Source organism: Tardiphaga sp., assembly GCF_044340795.1.
Classification (GTDB): Bacteria; Pseudomonadota; Alphaproteobacteria; order Rhizobiales; family Xanthobacteraceae; genus Tardiphaga.
The window spans coordinates 1-18,377 of sequence record NZ_JBIISY010000026.1 but is presented as its reverse complement, the minus strand read 5'-3'; the positions used below and the strand labels follow the sequence as shown (position 1 = coordinate 18,377).

Sequence of the window (18,377 nt, the reverse complement as noted above, 5' to 3'; positions counted from 1 at the left end):
CGTATCCCTGCCGCGGCGTTCCCCATCAAATCTGGAGCTTTCCCATGTCGAAGACTGTCGCCGATGACCTCGTCCATGTCCTCGAGCAGATCGGCGTGCAGCAGATTTTTGGCCTGATCGCCGACTCGCTCAATCCGCTGGCGGATTCAGTCCGGCGCTCGAAGATCGAATGGGTGGGTGTTCGCCACGAGGAAGGCGCGGCGCTCGCTGCCGCGGGCCAGGCGAAGCTCACGGGCAAGCTCGGCGTCTGTGCGGGCTCGACGGGACCGGGCAGTACGCATCTCGTGGCTGGCCTCTATGAAGCCGCGCGCGATCATGCGCCGGTGCTGGCGCTGTCCGGCGACATGGCACGCGCCATGAAGGGCTCGGACTTCTTCCAGAGCACCGAACCGGACCTGCTGTTTCGCGACGTCTCGCTCTACACGCAGACGGTCACCACGGCAGCACAGGCGCCGCGTGTGTTTCATGAGGCGATCGCGGCGGCCTATGCCGGTCCCGGCGTCGCGCACCTGACGCTGCCGATGGATGTGCTGTCGCTGAAATCCGACGTGCCGACATCGAGCATCGCCACGCTGATCCCGCGCGGCGAGATCCTCCCGAATGAGGCCGCCATCGATGAAGCCGTGCGGCGCATCGACGAAGCCAAGAGCGTCGTCATCATGTGCGGCCACGGCGCGCTCGGCACCGCGGATCTGCTGCGGGCACTCTCCGACAAGCTGAAAGCGCCGCTGGTGCATACGGTGCGCGGCAAGGAGATCATGGCGTTTGACGACCCGCGCTGGATGGGCGGTCTCGGCATGATCGGCACCAAGCCCGTCTATGACGCCGTCCAGGACTGCGATCTGCTGGTGATGGTGGGCACCGATTATCCCTATTCCAATTTCCTGCCGACCAAGGGCCATGTGATCCAGATCGACGAGCGCGCGCAGGCGCTCGGCCGCCGCACGCCGACCGCGCTCGGCGTGATCGGTTCGGCGCGGCCATCCCTGGCAATCCTGCTCGGCCGCGTCCAGGCAAAGGCCGACGGCAAGTTCTTCGACAAGACCGTGCACGCCCGCAAGAAGTGGGACGAGATGCTCGACAAGCAGGCCGATCCCGCCCGCAGCAAGAACAAGATCCATCCGCAGGCCGTCGCACGTGTCACCAGCGACCTGGCGCGTTCCGATGCGATCTTCGTGCTCGACACTGGCCTCAACACACTGTGGTCGGCGAACTGGATCCGCCAGAACGGCACCCAGCGCATCACCGGTTCGTTCAACAATGCCGCGGTCGGCACGGCCGTCGGTCAGGCCAATGGCATCCAGATCCTCGATCGCAGCAAGCAGGTGATCGTGCTGACCGGCGATGGCGGCTTCAACATGCTGATGGGCGAGTTCATGACCGCCGTGCAGCACAAGCTGCCGCTCAAGGTCATCGTCTACAATAACTCCGCACTGGGCCTCATCACGCTGGAAGCCGAAAGCGTGGGCCTCGCCCCGTTCCGCGAAGCGATCGAATTCCCGAACCCGGATTTCGCCGCACTGGCACGCGCCTGCGGCGGCCAGGGTTTTACGGCAAAGCAGCCGGGCGAGTTGACGAAAGCGATTGCCGCTGCGCTGGCCTGCGACGGCACCGCCATCGTCGACTGCGTGGTTGCGGCCGATGAAATCCCGAACCTGCCGCATGTCGATGCCAACATGATCGGCAACTACGCGCTGGCGAAGATCAAGGAAGCGGTGATGTCGGTGACGGGTTGAACTCCTGCACCTCTCCCGCAATGGGAGAGGTGCGTCAAACGTTCATGTCGCGCCGGTGCTGAACCACTGCTCAATTTCTCGTCGCGCAGGTTTCGAGCTTGCTCAAAGTCAAAGCATGCGCGCGTTTCCACGCCGGGAATCGTGCTGAAACTCTCCGGATAGTGAGAGGCAGCGCGCGTTTCCAAGCTGGCACGCTGTTTGCGTAACAACGGTATCCAACGGGGATGCCGTCATGCCGCCGAAGCAAGTGCAACTGAGCGTCGCCAATGTCAGCAAGTCATTCGCTGGCAAGAATGGCGACGTCACCGTGCTGGACGACCTGTCGTTCAGCATCAATGAAAGCGATTTCGTCAGCATCATCGGGCCCTCGGGCTGCGGCAAGACGACGATCTTCAACATCATCGCCGGCCTGCTGGAGCCCGACAGCGGCACCATCACCTATCGCGGCCAGGAGATCGACAGCCTGCGCGGCCGTGTCGGCTACATGATGCAGAAGGACCTGCTGTTTCCGTGGCGCACGGTGCTCGGCAATGTCCTGCTCGGGCTCGAGACGCGCGGCGTCAATGCCGGGGAAGCCGAGGCCAAGGCGCGCGAATATCTCAAGCAGTTCGGTCTCGCCGGCTTCGAGAATGCCTATCCCAAGACATTGTCCGGTGGCATGCGACAGCGCGTGGCGCTGATCCGCACGCTGATCATGGATCCCGACATCCTGCTGCTCGACGAGCCATTTTCCGCGCTCGACTATCAGACGCGCCTGTATCTGGAAGGCGTGCTCAAGGACGCCGTGCAGACCTACAAGAAGACGGTGATCCTCGTCACCCACGACATCGATGAAGCGGTCGCACTGTCGAAGCGTGTGGTCGTGCTGTCCGGCCGCCCGGCAAGGGTCAAGGTCGTGCATGAGATCGACATCGACGCGAGTTCTCCAGTCACCGCGCGAAATGACGTGAATTTCGCGACCTATTTCAAGACGCTTTGCGCCGAACTCGACATCCAGACCGAGAAAACCGCATGACGATGACGATCCAGACCAGCGCACCCGTTCGCAGCAAGCGCAAGGCCGTGCGCGGACACAAGCGTCAGACCTTCGACACGCCGCTTGGCCGCGCCTTCCTGCAGGTTGCCGCGGTCGCGCTCTTCTTCGCGATCTGGGAGGCTGGCGTCCATGCCGGTTACATCTCGGCCTTCCTGATGGGATCGCCGAGCGGCATCTTTGCCAGCTTCACCAACAAGCTGCTCAGCGGCGAGCTGTTGCTGGATTCGTGGACCACGCTGTTCGAAGCCATTCTCGGTTTCGTCATCGGCACCATCTTCGGGTCCCTATTCGGCCTCGCGCTCTGGTATTCGGTCTTCGTCGCCAAGCTCGTCGAGCCCTTCATCGTCGCCATCAATTCGGTCCCCAAGATCGCGCTCGCTCCGATCGTGGTGCTGTGGTTCGGCACCGGCCTGATCTCCAAGGTGGCCCTCGCCGTCTCGCTCACCGCGCTGGTCGCCCTGATCGCCGCCTATCAGGCCGCCAAGGATGCCGATGTCGATCTGCAGTCGCTGATGATCTCCATGGGTGCCGACAAGCATCAGGTGTTCTTCAAGGCCGTGGTGCCCTCGACCCTTCCGGCGATCATCGCGACTTTCCGCATCAATATCGGCTTCGGCCTGGTCGGCGCCGTGGTCGGCGAATTCATCTCGTCGCAGCGCGGCCTCGGCCACATGATCTTCAACGCGTCGAGCCTCTATGACCTCAACTCGGTCTGGGTCGGCCTGTTCACGCTGATGATCATGGGCTTCGCCCTCTATTACGTCATCGACGTCATCGAGCGCAGCTCATTGCCCTGGAAGCAGGCGACCACGTCGCATCAGGTCCAGGTCTAACTTCCTCCCCCATCCTTCGCATCACGGAGACTTCCATGTCGTTGCTCAAGCGTATTGCCTGCGCCACCGCGCTGGCCGGGTTGCTGTTTGCCTCGCCGGCCTCGGCGCAGAACAAGAAGGTGGTGCTGTCGCAAGCCTTCCAGTCGATGCTGTATCTGCCGCTCTATGTCGCCATCAATGAGGGGTTCTTCACTGCACAGGGGCTCGACCTCACCAAGGAAACCGCAGGTTCGCCAACCGTCGCTTTGTCTGCCGTGATCTCCGGCAGCGCGCAGTTCTCGATCCACGGGCCGGAATGGACGGCGATCGCCGCCTCCAAGGGCGCGCCGGTGGGCATCATCGCCAATGTCGTCAATGGCGCGGCCGTGTGGCTCGCCGCGGCGCCGGATTTCGACTTCAAGGACATCAAGAGCCTGAAGGGCCAGAAGGTCGTCACCGGCACCATGCCGACCACCAGCACCTCGCTGTTCCTGAAGCTGCTCAAGGAGAACGGCATGGACGGCAAGACCGATGTGGAGATGATCCAGGTTGCCATCGGCACCGAGCCCGGGCCGTTCCTCGCCAAGCAGGCGCCGGTCGCCGTGATGTATGAGCCCGGCCTCGACCAGGTCGTTGCCAAGGGCATGAAGGTCGTGTTCGGCTTCCCGAAGACCTATGGCGCCTATGCCTTCTCGTCGGTGACCGCCCGCAACGACGTCAATCCCGATCTCGCCCAGCGTGTCACCAACGGCATGGAGATGGCGATGCGCTTCATGGCCAAGAACGAGGCCCGCACTGTCGCCATCGCGCAGAAGGAGTTTCCATCGCTTGAGCCGGCCGTAGTCGAAGCCGCCGTCAAGCGCATGCTGGCGGATGGCGTGTATCCGCCGAGCGTCGACATCACCGCGCCGTCGCTCAAGGTGTCGATGGACACCCAGATTGCACTCGGTAATCTTGCCGCACAGCCGGACTACGACAAGTTTGTCGTGCGGAAGTATATAGAGCCGGCATTGGCGATGAAGTGATCGTGCGCCGGCCGTTGTAGTCTCCCTCCCCCAAGCAGCGCAGCTGCGCAGTGGGGAGGGTCCGCCGATAGGCCGGGGTGGGGTGCCTCCACAGGCTCCGGAGTTTCTTGGAGCACCCCACCCGTCCGGCCTTCGGCCGGCCACCCTCCCCACTGCGCCGCTACGCGGCTTGAGGGAGGGACAAAAGAAAGCTCTGAGGTTGTCGACGTGACCAATTCCACCAGAACAGAAGCAGGCGTCCTCGATCTGCTACGCCAGTTCAAATCCACCCCATGCGCTGCCGATCACTACGCATCCGAGCGCCTCGCACAGGCCAAGGCCATCGAGCCCGTCCTCAAGGCCTTCGAAGTGCTGCCAACCGACACCACCCGCAAGCCTGGGCCGCTATCGGGCATTCCCGTCGCCATCAAGGACATCATCGCGACGACCGACATGCCGACCACCAATGGCTCGCCGATCTATCGCGACCATGTGCCGGCCGCCGATGCCTGGGTCGTGGAGCGGCTGCGCAATCTCGGCGCCACCATTTTCGGCAAGACCGTCTCCACCGAATTCGCCTGGCGCCATCCCGGCCCGACCACCAATCCATGGAACAGCAAGCACACGCCGGGCGGCTCGTCATCGGGCTCCGCAGCGGCTGTCGCTGCCGGCCTCGTGCCGCTGGCGCTCGGCACACAGACGCTGGGGTCGATCATCCGCCCGGCCGCCTTCAATGGCGTGGTGGGCTTCAAGCCGAGCTACGGCGCCATCCCGCGCAGCGGCGTGCATCCGCTCTCCGGCTCGCTCGACCATGTCGGCTTCTTTGCGCGGAAGGTCGATGACGTCGCCTTTGCGCTGTCGCTGCTGGCCGGTACGAGCGCCAGCGATCTTCATGGACAACCGGTGCCCGCTTTCGAGGTCTCGGTCACGCAAGGCATCCAGCCGTCGCCTGCACCGCGGATCGCCGCCGTGCATTTCGCCAAATTCGCCAAGGCTGAAAGCGAGCAACAGCAAATGTTTGGCGCATCGATCACGCGTCTGCGATCAGCCGGCGCGGTGATTGACGACCTCGAACTGACCGAGCTCGATCACGTCAACTGGGACACCATCAACACCATCCTCGCCTGCGAGGCGGCGGTCATCTTCGGCGATCTCGTCGCGCGCCATCCGGAGAAATCCAGCGAGCATCTCAAGCTGCTGGTGAAGGCCGGCTATGACTACAGCGCGGCGGATTATCTGAAGGCCAAGGCACAACAGCAGGCACTGCGTGACGCGTTCACCGCGCAGATGGCGTCCTATGACGCGGTGCTGACCTTGCCGGCCACCGGCGAGGCGCCGGAAGGGCTGGACTTCACCGGCGACGCCGCCTTCTGCGCGCCATGGACACTGATGGGCGTGCCGGCCGTCGCCTTGCCGGCGGGGTTTGGCCGGAACGGCCTGCCGCTCGGGCTGCAGGTGGTCGGGCCGTACCGGCAGGATTTCCATACGCTCCGCGTGGCGAAATGGATCGAAACCACGCTGGCATTCCAGATCGGCCTGCCCAAGCTCGTGGCCTGAATTCGCGGCTTGTCCCTGCAATAGGCCTTGCGCATTCCTCCCGATCGTCAATCATGACATCCGACGGCTCCGCCTGGGCGGGCCGCCGGACCAAGCATCCGCGCACAGACCGCGGAGCCAGAAAAAGATCGGGAGCCCATGAACGTTCAGGGAAAGGTCGCCACGACTCCGTCTGTGGCGCAGCAAGCCGAGCATTTCGATGTCATTGTGGTCGGCGCCGGCATTTCCGGCATCGGCGCCGCCTATCATCTCACCCAACAAAGCCCGGACAAGCGCTTCGCCATTCTCGAAATGAAGGATGGATTTGGCGGCACGTGGCACACCCACCGCTATCCCGGCATCCGCTCCGACAGCGATCTCCACACCTTCGGCTATCGCTTCAAGCCGTGGACATCGGCACCGATCGCCACCGCCGAAGAAATCCTCAGCTATATGGGCGAGGTGATCAGCGAGAACGGGATCGACCAACACATCCGTTACGGACACAAGATCCTCGGCGCCAACTGGTCCAATGACGACAGCCTCTGGACACTGACGGTCACGCGCCTCGAGACCGGCGAGACGCTGTCCTTCACCACGCGCTTTCTGTGGATGTGCCAGGGCTACTACAACCATGCCAAGGGTTACACGCCGGACTGGCCGGGCCTCGATCGTTTCAAGGGCACCGTCGTGCATCCGCAGACCTGGCCCGACGATCTCGACCTGTCCGGCAAGCGCGTCACGGTGATCGGTTCAGGCGCCACGGCGGCGACCCTGGTGCCTGCCATTGCCGATCAATGCGCCGGCGTCACCATGCTGCAACGTTCGCCGACCTTTTTCATCACCGGGCGCAACGCCAATGTGCTGGCGGAGACGTTGCGCGAACTTGATATCGACGAGACATGGGTCCACGAAATCGTCCGCCACAAGGTCCTGTTCGATCAGGCAGCCTTCACCAAACGCGCACAGAACGAGCCGGACATCGTGCGCGATGAACTACTGAAAGGCGTACGCGCCCATCTCGGCGACGACTACGACATCGCCACACATTTCACGCCGCGCTACCGGCCATGGCGCCAGCGCATTGCCTTCATCCCCGATGCTGACCTGTTCAAAAGCGTCCGTGCCGGCAAGGCCACCGTGGTGACCGACGAGATCGAGACCTTTGACGAGACCGGGATCGTGCTGAAGTCAGGCAACCGTGTTGACGCCGACGTGGTGGTGACCGCCACCGGATTCGACCTCAATGTGCTCGGCGACATCGCCTTCTCCATCGACGACAAGCCGCTGAACTTCGCGGACACCGTCACCTATCGCGGCATGATGTTTACCGGCGTGCCGAACATGGTGTGGATCTTCGGCTATTTCCGCGCCAGCTGGACATTGCGCGTGGACATCGTCGCGGATTTCGTCTGCCGGCTGCTGCGGCATATGGACGAGAAAGGTGTCACCACCGTCACGCCGGCTTTGCGGCCTGAGGAAAGTGACATGCCGCTGCTGCCATGGATCGACGAGCAGGATTTCAACCCCGGCTACATCATGCGCGGGCTGCATCTACTGCCGAAGCGCGGCAACAAGCCGGAATGGCAGCACGACCAGAATTACTGGAACGATCGCGACGTGTTCCCAGCCATCAATCTCGACGATCCCGTATTTCGCTATGCGTAAAGCAAAAGGGCCGGCGATCTGGTCGCCGGCCCTTTGAACTTACTTCTTCACCGCGCCATCCGGATGTGTGGGATCGACCCACAGCACCGTCTCCGGCTTCTCCACCGGCTCGATGTCGATATTGATCGCCACGGCTTCGCCGTCGCTGCGCACCAACACGCATTCCAGCACTTCGTCGCGGCTGGCATTGATCTCCTGGTGCGGCACGTAAGGCGGCACGAAGATGAAATCGCCCGGGCCGGCTTCGGCCGTGAACTGGAGCTGCTCGCCCCAGCGCATACGGGCCTTGCCCTTGACCACATAGATCACGCTTTCGAGATGGCCGTGATGGTGGGCACCGGTCTTGGCGTCCGGCTGGATCGAGACCGTGCCCGCCCACAACTTCTGGGCGCCGACGCGGGCAAAATTGATCGCCGCGGCGCGGTCCATGCCCTTGGTCGACGGCACATTGGTGTCGAGATTGTCCGCCGGGATGACGCGCACACCGTCATGCTTCCAGCGATCGGGATCATGGCCGTGATCGTGAGCATGATCGTGCGGATGGGTGTGATCGTGACCGTGGCCGGACATGGCAGCGCCTCTCAATGACGTGACGGCAATGCAGCCTTTCGAGCGGCATCGCGCCCCGGAATTCCAGGAACATTCCCTTGAGCTGTCGATTGTTTCGACGAAGCCCAGCGAGGCTTACGACGTTTCCGGGATAAGCCTGGAACTCGCAGCCTCTTACGCAACAGGAGTATCTCATGGGTGCTACCACCGACAAGATCAAGGGCCATGCAAATGAAGCCATCGGCAAGGCCAAGCAGGGCATTGGCGAGGCAACAGGCTCCGAGCGCCTGCAGGGCGAAGGCCTGATCCAGGAAGGCAAGGGCCACGCGCAGAAGGCGATGGGCGATGCCAAGGATGTGGCGAAGAATGCCGTCGACAAGGCATCGGATCTCGCCAGCCGCAAGCGCTGAGCCGATTTCCACCGGCAGGGTCTGACTCCCCTCGCCGGCCGCAGGTGACGCTGCACGAGAGCCGGTCCTCTGGGCCGGCTTTTGTGCGTCTGGAAGATTGGCATACCAGCACGCCCGAGGGTTTCGCCGCCCGGCCTGCTTTGCTACATCCCCGGCATGTACAAGGTTGCCGCCCTCTATCAATTCGCCTCCCTGCCTGACTTTCGTCAATTGCAGGCGCCCCTGCGTGCGCTGTGCGATCAGCTCGGCATCAAGGGCAGCCTGTTGCTGGCCGAGGAAGGCATCAACGGGACCATCGCCGGCAAGGATGCCGAGATCGACGCCCTGATGCGGGAGCTGGACAGCGGCGTGCTGTTCGGCGGCCGGTTGAACAATCTCGAACTGAAATTTTCCCGCGCCAGCATGATGCCGTTCCTGCACATGAAGGTGCGGCTGAAGAAGGAGATCGTCACGCTCGGCGATCCCCTCACCGATCCCAACAAGCTGGTCGGCACCTATGTGGAGGCCGCCGACTGGAATGCGCTGATCGCGGACGAGGACACGCTGGTGCTCGACACCCGTAATGCGTTCGAAGTGGCGATGGGCACGTTTGAAGGGGCGGTCGATCCTGACATTGCCAGCTTCGGCCAGTTCAAGGATTTCGTCGCGCGCACGCTCGATCCGGCCAAACACAAGAAGATCGCCATGTTCTGCACCGGCGGCATCCGCTGCGAGAAGGCGAGTTCCTACATGCTCGCCCATGGCTTTGCCGAGGTCTATCACCTCAAGGGCGGCATCCTGCAATATCTCGAAGACGTCCCGGAAAGCGAAAGCCTGTGGCGCGGCGACTGCTTCGTGTTCGACCAGCGTGTCGCGCTCGGCCACGGGCTGAAGGAAAGCCAGTCGATCCGGGAAGGGCTGCCCATCAATTCCGAAGACTTTGCTCTCACGCGCGAGGCTGCAGATGAGTGAAAGCGACAGCCTGCGCGAGCGCATCGACAAGATGGAAATGCGGATCGCCTATCAGGACGATACGATCGAGACGCTGAATGCGACGATCACCGCGCAATGGAAGCAGATCGACATGCTGACCCGGCAGATGGCGGCACTCGGCGAACGGCTGGCAGAGGCAGAGACGGCGGTGGGCATGCCCACGAATGAGCGCCCACCGCATTATTGATGGGCGATCTCAGGCCGACAGATGATCGCCCGACAGCCTACGGTCCCGCAACTCCCGCTTCAGCACCTTGCCGATGGCGCTGCGCGGCAGCACGTCGACCATCACCACATCATTGAGCCGCTGGAATTTGCCGAGCCGCTCATTGGCCCAGCCCTTGATCTCCGCAGCGTCCGCAGACGCGCCGGGACGCAGCACCACGAACGCCACCGGCGTCTCGCCCCACTCCTCCGATGGCATCGCGACCACCGCCGCTTCCAGCACCGTATCATGCTGGACCAGCACCATCTCCAGATCGCTCGGATAGATATTGAAGCCGCCGGAGATCACCATGTCCTTCTTGCGGTCCATCAGCGTCAGGAAGCCATCCTCGTCGAAGCGACCGACATCGCCGGTGCGCACATAGAGCTTGCCTGACGGATCGCGCCAGAATGTCTCTGCCGTCTTGCCGGGCTGGTTGAGATAGCCCTGCATGATGACCGGCGAATGCCCGACCACTTCACCGATCTCGCCCTGGGCGACGAAATTGCCGTCCTCGTCGATCAGCCGGATATCGTGATCCGGTGCCGGCTGGCCGACGGTGTGCAGCTTGGTCGGATGTTCATGGGCCAGCAGCATGCAGGTGCCGCCACCTTCGGTCATGCCGTAATATTCCGTCAGGCCGCCCGGCCAGCGCTTCAGCACATCGGCCTTCAGCCCCGCGGCGAAAGGCGCCGAGGTCGAATACTTCATGACGAAGGAGGACAGGTCAAAACTGTCGAAATCCTCCACCGCCATGATGCGACGATACTGCACCGGCACCAGCATCGCATGGGTGGCGCGATGCTTCGCGCTCAGCTCGAGGAAACCGCGCGCATCGAACTTCTTCATCAGCACCAGCGTGCCGCCGCCCGCAAAGGTCGGATTGAAGCAGACCAGCGTTGTGTTGGAATAAAGCGGCGTCGACAGCACGGTGACGGCATCCCCGCCATAACCGAGCGGATCGAGCTGGCCGTATTGCCGCCAGCGCATCCACATGGTGTGCACGATACCTTTCGGCGTCCCCGTGGTGCCTGACGAATAGATGATGTTGAACACCCAATCCGGATCGATCGTGACCGGCGCGGGCTTGCTGCCTTCCGGCGCCAGCCACGCCTTGAATGCCGTCCCGGCCTTGCCGCCGTCGAGCGCCACGCGTGGGATGGCGGGGTCGATATCCGCCGTAGCAAAATTGTCCGCGGTGGCATTGTCCATGAACAGGATTTTTGCGGCCGCATCCTTCACCATCGCAGCGAAGTCGGTCGGGGTCGATGACGGCGCCAGCGGCGCCACCGCGACGCCCGCGCGCAGCGCGCCCAGAAAGGTCGCCGCATATTCGATGGAGGACAGTGCACAGATCGAGATCGCATCCTGCGGCTTCAGCCCACTCGCCTGCAGCGACGCGGCGATGCGGTCGATCAGCGCATTGAAATCGGCATAGTTGATCGCGCGGTCGGGATCGATCACGGCGGTCTTGTGCGGCACCCGCTCGGCGGTGCCCCGGACCAGCGCATCGAGCGCAACGAATTCAGGCATTTGTTTCCTCGTTTCTTGTTTTGTCTTGTCCTCCGAGCAAGGCCCGAAGGATGGCAAAGCGGGTGATCCCGCCTATATTCACAGCACGTCGCCATGCCGACGGACGGGATCATAGCCGATCGGACCTCCGCGAAAAGAGCCTTCATGACACAGCAGACTTCGAAAACCTCAGCGCCGGTTGCGCCCGTTCATCCGCATTCCTTCACGGCCCACGGCATCACCGTCAACGACGACTATGCCTGGCTGAAGGACGCCAGATGGCAGGAGGTGTTGCGCGATCCGTCTGTGCTGGAGCCGGAGATCCGCACCTATCTGGAGGCGGAGAACGCCTATACCGAGAGCCTGCTGGGCGGCACCGCGGCGCTGCAGAAGAAGCTCGTCGCCGAGATGCGCGGTCGCATCAAGGAGGACGATTCCTCGGTCCCATCGCCCGATGGCCCCTGGTCTTACTTGCGCAAATTCCGCGAGGGCGGACAGCATGAACTGTTCGGCCGCACGCCGCGCGATGGTGGCGATGCGCAGATCATTCTGGACGGCGACGCGCTCGCGAAGCACCACGACTATTTCAAGTTCGGCGAAGCCCGCCATTCGCCCGATCACACGCTGGAAGCCTGGACCGCCGACATCAAGGGCTCCGAATATTTCACCATCCGCGTGCGCGACTGGGCCACGGGCGAGGACCTCGACGATCTCGTCGAGGAAACCGATGGCGGCGTGGTGTGGACGCTGGATTCCAAGGCGTTCTTCTATGTGAAGCTCGACGACAATCACCGCCCGATGCAGGTCTGGTTGCATCGCCTCGGCACCAAGCAAGTTGACGACAAGCTTGTGTTCGAAGAGCAGGATAGCGGCTGGTTCACCCATATCCACGAAAGCGCCAGCGGCCGCTTCTGCGTGATTGCCGGCGGCGATCACGAGACATCCGAGCAGCAGCTCATCGACCTCACCACTCCCGACGCACCACCGCGCCTTGTCGCAAAACGCGAGGAAGGCGTGCAGTATTCGCTCGCAGATCGCGGCGACCAGCTGTTCATTCTCACCAATGCCGACGATGCCATCGACTTCAAGATCGTCACCGCGCTGATCAGCGCACCGGACCGCGCGAACTGGACGGACCTGATCCCCTATCGCGAGGGCATCTATCTCATCGACATCGAGCTCTATGCGCATCACCTGATCCGGCTGGAGCGCGCCAATGCACTGCCATCCGTGGTCATCCGCGATCTCGCAACGGGCGACGAGCACGCCATTGCGTTCGACGAGGGCGCCTATTCGCTCGACACGCTCGGCGGCTACGAATTCGACACGACCAATCTGCGTTTCGCCTATTCGTCGATGACGACCCCGTCGGAAGTCTATGACTACGACATGGTGAGCCGTGAGCGGACCTTGCGGAAACGACAGGAGATCCCTTCGGGCCACAACCCGGCGGATTACGTCACCACCCGCATCATGGCGAAGGCAGAGGACGGCGCCGAGGTCCCGGTGTCGATCCTGCATCGCAAGGATTTCGTGCAGGACGGCAAGGCACCCCTGCTGCTCTATGGCTACGGCTCCTATGGCATCGCGATGCCGGCCTCGTTCTCCGCCAATCGCCTGTCGCTGGTCGACCGCGGCTTCGTCTACGCTATCGCCCATATCCGCGGCGGCGCCGACAAGGGCTGGGGCTGGTATCTCGATGGCAAGCGCGACAAGAAGACGAATTCATTTGATGACTTTGCAGCGTCGGCGCGCGCGTTGATCGCAGCGAAATATACATCGGAGAAGAACATCGTCGGCCATGGCGGCAGCGCCGGCGGCATGCTGATGGGCGCCGTTGCCAACCGCTCCGGCGACTTGTTCTCCGGCCTCGTCGCCGAGGTGCCGTTCGTCGACGTGCTGAACACGATGCTCGACGACACGCTGCCGCTGACGCCGCCGGAATGGCCGGAATGGGGCAACCCGATCGAGAGTGCGGATGATTTCAACACGATCCTGTCCTACTCGCCCTATGATCAGGTCGCGGCAAAGGCCTACCCGAAGATTCTGGCGATGGGCGGCCTCACCGATCCGCGCGTGACCTATTGGGAGCCGGCGAAATGGATCGCGCGCCTGCGTGCGACCATGACCGGCGGCGGTCCGGTATTGTTGCGCACGAATATGGGCGCGGGACATGGCGGCGCGTCCGGTCGCTTCAACAGGCTGGATGAGATCGCGATCGTCTATGCATTTGCGCTGTGGAGCGTCGGGATGGCGGAGACTTAACCGCCGGTCGTCCCGGCGAACGCCGGGACCCATAACCTCCGACATCGAAATGAAGACATCGTTGTTGCAGCAGTAGCGATCACGCCGCAGCGTCGGTGTCTATGGATCCCGGCGTTCGCCGGGATGACGGAAGAGTTATTCCGGCCGCGTCCGCTCGATCAATTCCGCAGCGCCCTTGTCGAGCAGCTCCAGCCCCACAGCCCGCCCCAGTTCGCGCGGGCGGTCGGCCGGGCCCATGCGCGTCACTTCAATAAAACGCTCGCCGGCTTCGTCCAGTACCGATGCCGTCAGGCACATCTCGCCGCCATTGATCACGGCATAGGCGGCGATCGGCGAATTGCAGTGGCCGTTCAGCACCCACAACACTTCACGTTCGGCATCGCAGGCGAGATGCGCGGCGGGATCGTCGATCAGCGACAGATAGCGTCGCGTTGTCCAGTCATTCGCTGCGCATTCCACGGCAACGATGCCCTGCCCGGCAGCCGGCAACATCTCCTGCGGTGAGAAATCGCGCACGATGCGATTAGCCAGCCCGACACGCTCGAGGCCCGAGCGCGCCATGATCAGCGCATCGGCCGGCCCGACCTCGCCGCCGCCCGGCAAACGCTGCATCTCGCCATTGTCGAGTTTTCGCACGCGCGTATCAGCGGCGCCGCGGAAATGGATGACCTCGATGTCGGGGAACAGCCGGCGTAGATAGGCGGCACGGCGGACGGCATTGGTGCCGATCTTGAAACCCTTGCCGCGCGAGCGGGTGAATTCGTCCAGCGTCAGACCCGGCCGCAGCACCAGCGAATCGGTCGGCGGATCGCGCACCAGGGTGGCGCCGATGACGAGACCCGGCGTGTCCTCATTGCCCGGCATGTCCTTCAGCGAATGCATCGCGGCGTGCAGCTTGCCGGCGCGCACGGCATCGCGGATCTCGCCGACAAAGGCGCCGCCCTTGCCGCCATGGCGCAGCAGATTGCTGGTCTGGTCGCGGTCGCCGACCGGATCGAATTTGACGATCTCGACGGCAAGGTCCGGCGCGGCCACATTGAGGCGGCGCGCGATCTCTTCGGTCTGCGCCAGCGCCATCGTGCTCTTGCGGGTGCCGATGCGCATCTGATCCGTCACGTGTCACGCTCCATTTCGCCTCCCTCTGCGGGAGGCCATCACGGCGCGGACAATAGAGCCAGCGCATGCATGGAGCAATGCGCTGGCTCAATGCGTAGGGCGGATTAGCGAAGCGTAATCCGCCGTTCTTCGCCACACGAACTCGGCCGGCGGATTACGGCTACGCCTCATCCGCCCTACGCCGCGACGACAGGACGCTTCGGCACCACCAGATTGACCAGCACGGCGACGACGATATTCGCCACCAGCGCGATCAGGCCGATATAGACCGTGGCCTGGAAGCTGCCGAGCGAGAGCAGATGCAGCGGCTTGAAGCCGTCGATCCAGGTCAGGTAGGTGCCGCCGAACAGGCCGACCACCCAGCCCGCCAGCAATGCCGGCGCGGTGAACCAGCCGGTGAACAGGCCGAAGATCAGCGCCGGCAGCGTCTGCAGGATCCACAGGCCACCGAGCAGCTGCAGATCGAGCGCGAACTGCGTCGGCAGATAGATGATCACCAGCAGCGCGCCGACCTTGACCACCAGCGAGGCAAGCTTCGCCACAGTGGCTTCGCCGGCCGTGTCGATCTGCGGATTGACATAGGCCTTCCAGAAATTGCGCGTGAACAGGTTGGCCGCGCCGATGCTCATCACCGCGGCCGGCACCAGCGCGCCGATCGCGATCGCCGCAAAGGCGAAGCCGGCGAACCAGCTCGGGAACAGTGTCTGGAATAGCGCGGGCACGACGTCGTTGTTGCTGGCGAGCTTGAGCTGTGCCGCATGGCCCATATAGCCGAGCAAGGCGAGCAAGCCGAGCATCAGCGTATAGGCCGGCAGCAGCACCGCGTTCTTGCGGATCGTCGTGGCGCTCTTGCTGGCGAAGATGCCCGTCAGCGTGTGCGGATACATGAAGGCCGCAAGCGCCGAGCCGAGCGCCAGTGTCGCGTAGGCAAAGTACTGGCTCGGTCCGAGCAGGATGCTGCCGGAGCCCTTGGCCTTGAACGCTTCATCCGCCATGTTGAACACATTCGCATAGCCGCCGAGCTTGCCGGGAATCACCGAGATCGCTGCGATCACGGCAATGTAGATCATGATGTCCTTGACGAAGGCGATCAGCGCCGGCGCGCGCAGGCCGGATGAGTAGGTGTACAGCGCCAGCACAACGAAGGCTGCGATCAACGGCATCTCGCCTTCAAATCCGAGCGCCTTCACTGCAGCGGCCATGCCGATGAGCTGCAAAGCGATGTAGGGCATCGTGGCGACGACGCCGGTGATGGCGACGGCAGCTTCCAGCGTGCGCGAGGCGTAGCGGCCATGCACCACATCGGCCGCGGTGACATAGCCATTGTCCTTGGCGACCTGCCACAGCTTCGGCATCACCATGAAGACGAAGGGATAGACGAGGATCGTGTAGGGCAGCGCGAAGAAGCCGTAGGCGCCGACCGAGTAAACAAGCGCCGGCACGGCGATGACCGTATAGGCCGTATAGAAATCGCCGCCGACCAGGAACCAGGTGATCCAGGTGCCGAACTGGCGGCCGCCGAGGCCCCATTCGTCGAGGCTCGCGAGCGTCTTCGGACGCTTCCAGTGCGAGGCGACGAAACCCATCACAGTGACGAGGGCGAAGAAAAACAGAAAGACGGCAAGCGCCGGGACGTCGAGATCAGTCTTCATTGGGATACGTCCGGTAAGCAAGCCAGGTCAGGAAGGCGGTCACCGGCACCCAGGCGAGCTGATACCAGTAGAAGAAGGGGAAGCCGAACAGCACCGGGTCATGAAAATTGTAGAACGGGACCCAGAGCAGTCCGACGAATGGGATCAGCAACAGCCATAGAAGATGGCGGCCCATGGCAGGGCTCCTCTCGAAAACGGGCAGCGCCGGATGCCGCGATTATTTTATGGCGCAGAATTTTCGGGGGTGTAGGAGCACAGCCATGGCGTGTAAACACAACTTCGCCGCAGGGCTGCCATTCGCGTGGCGGACGCGATTCACGGGAACTTTTACGTGATCACTAAAATAGCCGCTGTCCGGCACAGCGGGACGACGGCTATTGATAGCTGACTAACTCCGACGGCCTTCTCAGCGTGCGCCGAACGTGATGTCGCCGAACAGCGCTTTCTGCGTCGAAGGCTGCGATCGCCAATATTGCGGCGGCGCCTGAACCTGACCGCCAAGCTCGGCCGCCGCATGCCACGGCCAGCGCGGATTGTAGAGAATGCCGCGCGCGACCGCGATGAAGTCCGCTTTCCCCGCTTGCAGGATATCCTCGGCCTGCTGCGTCTCGGTGATCAGGCCAACGGCCATGGTCGGCAATCCGGTCGCCTGCTTCACCGCTTCGGCGAATGGCACCTGATAGCCCGGCCCGAGCGTGATCTTCTGCTGTGGCGAGACGCCTCCGGACGACACATCCATCCAGTCCACACCGCGCTTCTTGAGTTCCTGCGCGAAGACGATGGTCTGCTCGATATCCCAGCCGCCCTTGATCCAGTCCGACGCCGAGACGCGCACGCCCACCGGTTTGTGCGCCGGAAACGCCGCGCGCACCGCATCGAAGACTTCGAGCGGGAAGCGCATCCGGTTTTCCAGCGAACCGCCATAGCTGTCGGTGCGCCGGTTGGAGATCGGCGACAGGAACTCGTGCAGCAGGTAACCATGCGCCGCATGGATCTCGATCGCATCGATACCCAGGCGATCGGCGCGCCGGGCTGTAGCCACGAAGGCATCGCGGATGCGCACGAGCCCGGCGGCATCGATCGCCTTCGGCGGCAGCTCGCCAGGCTTGGTCGGGATCGCCGACGGCGCTTCCGCAACCCAGCCGCCCTTGTCGAGCGGCACCTGCTGGCCGCCATCCCACGGCGCATGGCTCGAGGACTTGCGGCCGGCATGAGCGATCTGCATCGCGACGGCGATCTTCGAATGTTTGCGGATCGCGGCCAGGACCGGTTTCAACGCGGCTTCGGTCGCATCGTCATAGAGGCCGAGATCGCCGGGCGTGATGCGGCCGATGGCTTCTACCGCAGTCGCTTCGATCACCAGCATGCCGGCACCGGACAGCGCCATATTGCCGAGATGGATCATGTGCCAGTCGGTGGCCCGGCCGTCTTCCGCCGAATACTGACACATGGGCGCGATCACGATGCGATTGGGCAAGGCAAGATCGCGCAACTTAGTGGGGGAGAACAGAATGCTCATGGAAATCCCGCGGCAGGAGGACGTGGATGCCGACGCGACGCCGGCTGGCCCATTCGAGATTGGTGCAGCGCGCGAAAAAGGCAAGACGGTCCAGCGCCGCGATGCGCGTCCCGTTCAAAATGCAGCAGTCCCATGCAAAATGAACACCCCTCAAACAAAGAGGCGCCCCGGTTTTCCGGAGCGCCTCGATGCTGTCGTCACCGTGAAAGGCGACAATTGCCGATCAATACGGGCAAACAACCCGGCCCCAGCGGCGGCTGAAATAGCAGCCCGGCGCCACGAAGCGCGGACCGCCGTAGAAGCCATAGCCACGACCGTAACCGCGACCACGATAGAAACCACCACCGCGCCCCCAGCCACGACCACCGCCGCGGCCCCAGCCACC

Annotated in this window: 16 protein-coding genes; 10 read left to right on the top strand and 6 right to left on the bottom strand. The window is 63.2% G+C overall.

The window, feature by feature from the left end:
• Positions 1-44 precede the first annotated feature (44 nt).
• From ACIQ17_RS06605 to ACIQ17_RS06580, 6 genes are all read left to right on the top strand, one after another.
• Positions 45-1,736, top strand: coding sequence for a thiamine pyrophosphate-dependent enzyme (locus ACIQ17_RS06605; RefSeq protein ID WP_398466655.1), 1,692 nt, complete (start codon positions 45-47; stop codon positions 1,734-1,736).
• A gap of 232 nt (positions 1,737-1,968) precedes the next feature.
• The gene (locus ACIQ17_RS06600; RefSeq protein WP_398466654.1) at positions 1,969-2,751 is read left to right on the top strand and encodes an ABC transporter ATP-binding protein; all 783 of its coding nucleotides are present in this window, start codon (positions 1,969-1,971) and stop codon (positions 2,749-2,751) included.
• Positions 2,748-3,605 carry an ABC transporter permease gene (locus ACIQ17_RS06595; RefSeq protein ID WP_398466653.1) on the top strand — a complete coding sequence of 286 codons (858 nt, stop codon included), beginning with the start codon at positions 2,748-2,750 and terminating at the stop codon, positions 3,603-3,605. The genes ACIQ17_RS06600 and ACIQ17_RS06595 overlap by 4 nt, the downstream gene beginning before the upstream one ends.
• A 35-nt stretch (positions 3,606-3,640) precedes the next feature.
• Complete coding sequence (locus ACIQ17_RS06590; RefSeq protein WP_398466651.1) at positions 3,641-4,609, top strand: ABC transporter substrate-binding protein; 969 nt, start codon at positions 3,641-3,643, stop codon at positions 4,607-4,609.
• A 207-nt stretch (positions 4,610-4,816) separates the two neighbouring features.
• A complete protein-coding gene (locus ACIQ17_RS06585; RefSeq protein WP_398466649.1) occupies positions 4,817-6,145 on the top strand; it encodes an amidase in 1,329 nt (442 codons plus the stop codon).
• A gap of 138 nt (positions 6,146-6,283) precedes the next feature.
• Positions 6,284-7,792 (top strand): flavin-containing monooxygenase, encoded by a 1,509-nt coding sequence (locus tag ACIQ17_RS06580; RefSeq protein ID WP_398466647.1) that lies wholly within the window; start codon positions 6,284-6,286, stop codon positions 7,790-7,792.
• A gap of 39 nt (positions 7,793-7,831) precedes the next feature.
• On the opposite strand, the gene ACIQ17_RS06575 is transcribed toward ACIQ17_RS06580, so the two are convergent.
• Entirely contained in the window at positions 7,832-8,362 is a 531-nt protein-coding gene (locus ACIQ17_RS06575) for a cupin domain-containing protein (RefSeq protein ID WP_398466645.1), read from the bottom strand.
• Between the two features lie 173 nt (positions 8,363-8,535).
• On the opposite strand from ACIQ17_RS06575, the gene ACIQ17_RS06570 reads away from it, so the two are divergent.
• The 3 genes from ACIQ17_RS06570 to ACIQ17_RS06560 all read left to right on the top strand — a co-directional run bounded on the left by ACIQ17_RS06570 (position 8,536) and on the right by ACIQ17_RS06560 (position 9,910).
• On the top strand, positions 8,536-8,751 hold the full coding sequence (locus ACIQ17_RS06570) for a CsbD family protein (RefSeq protein WP_398466643.1): 216 nt from the start codon (positions 8,536-8,538) through the stop codon (positions 8,749-8,751).
• 156 nt (positions 8,752-8,907) lie between these two features.
• Positions 8,908-9,702, top strand: coding sequence for a rhodanese-related sulfurtransferase (locus tag ACIQ17_RS06565; RefSeq protein WP_398466641.1), 795 nt, complete (start codon positions 8,908-8,910; stop codon positions 9,700-9,702).
• A complete protein-coding gene (locus tag ACIQ17_RS06560; RefSeq protein ID WP_398466639.1) occupies positions 9,695-9,910 on the top strand; it encodes a SlyX family protein in 216 nt (71 codons plus the stop codon). Before ACIQ17_RS06565 ends, ACIQ17_RS06560 begins: the two co-directional genes overlap by 8 nt.
• A gap of 9 nt (positions 9,911-9,919) precedes the next feature.
• Here the strand turns inward: ACIQ17_RS06560 and ACIQ17_RS06555 are convergent, their stop codons facing one another.
• Complete coding sequence (locus tag ACIQ17_RS06555) at positions 9,920-11,461, bottom strand: class I adenylate-forming enzyme family protein (RefSeq protein ID WP_398466637.1); 1,542 nt, start codon at positions 11,459-11,461, stop codon at positions 9,920-9,922.
• 144 nt (positions 11,462-11,605) lie between these two features.
• On the opposite strand from ACIQ17_RS06555, the gene ACIQ17_RS06550 reads away from it, so the two are divergent.
• Positions 11,606-13,705: a S9 family peptidase gene (locus ACIQ17_RS06550; protein ID WP_398466635.1), complete on the top strand. Its 2,100-nt coding sequence runs from the start codon at positions 11,606-11,608 to the stop codon at positions 13,703-13,705.
• A gap of 135 nt (positions 13,706-13,840) precedes the next feature.
• Here ACIQ17_RS06550 and hemC read toward each other — a convergent pair whose 3' ends face one another.
• The 4 genes from hemC to ACIQ17_RS06530 form a co-directional block, all read right to left on the bottom strand.
• On the bottom strand, positions 13,841-14,809 hold the full coding sequence (gene hemC, locus ACIQ17_RS06545; protein WP_398466696.1) for a hydroxymethylbilane synthase: 969 nt from the start codon (positions 14,807-14,809) through the stop codon (positions 13,841-13,843).
• Between the two features lie 188 nt (positions 14,810-14,997).
• Complete coding sequence (gene mctP / locus ACIQ17_RS06540; RefSeq protein ID WP_398466633.1) at positions 14,998-16,473, bottom strand: monocarboxylate uptake permease MctP; 1,476 nt, start codon at positions 16,471-16,473, stop codon at positions 14,998-15,000.
• Positions 16,463-16,648 (bottom strand): DUF3311 domain-containing protein, encoded by a 186-nt coding sequence (locus ACIQ17_RS06535; RefSeq protein ID WP_398466631.1) that lies wholly within the window; start codon positions 16,646-16,648, stop codon positions 16,463-16,465. The genes mctP and ACIQ17_RS06535 overlap by 11 nt, the downstream gene beginning before the upstream one ends.
• A 231-nt stretch (positions 16,649-16,879) precedes the next feature.
• On the bottom strand, positions 16,880-17,992 hold the full coding sequence (locus ACIQ17_RS06530) for an NADH:flavin oxidoreductase/NADH oxidase (RefSeq protein ID WP_398466629.1): 1,113 nt from the start codon (positions 17,990-17,992) through the stop codon (positions 16,880-16,882).
• Between the last annotated feature and the right edge of the window lie 385 nt (positions 17,993-18,377).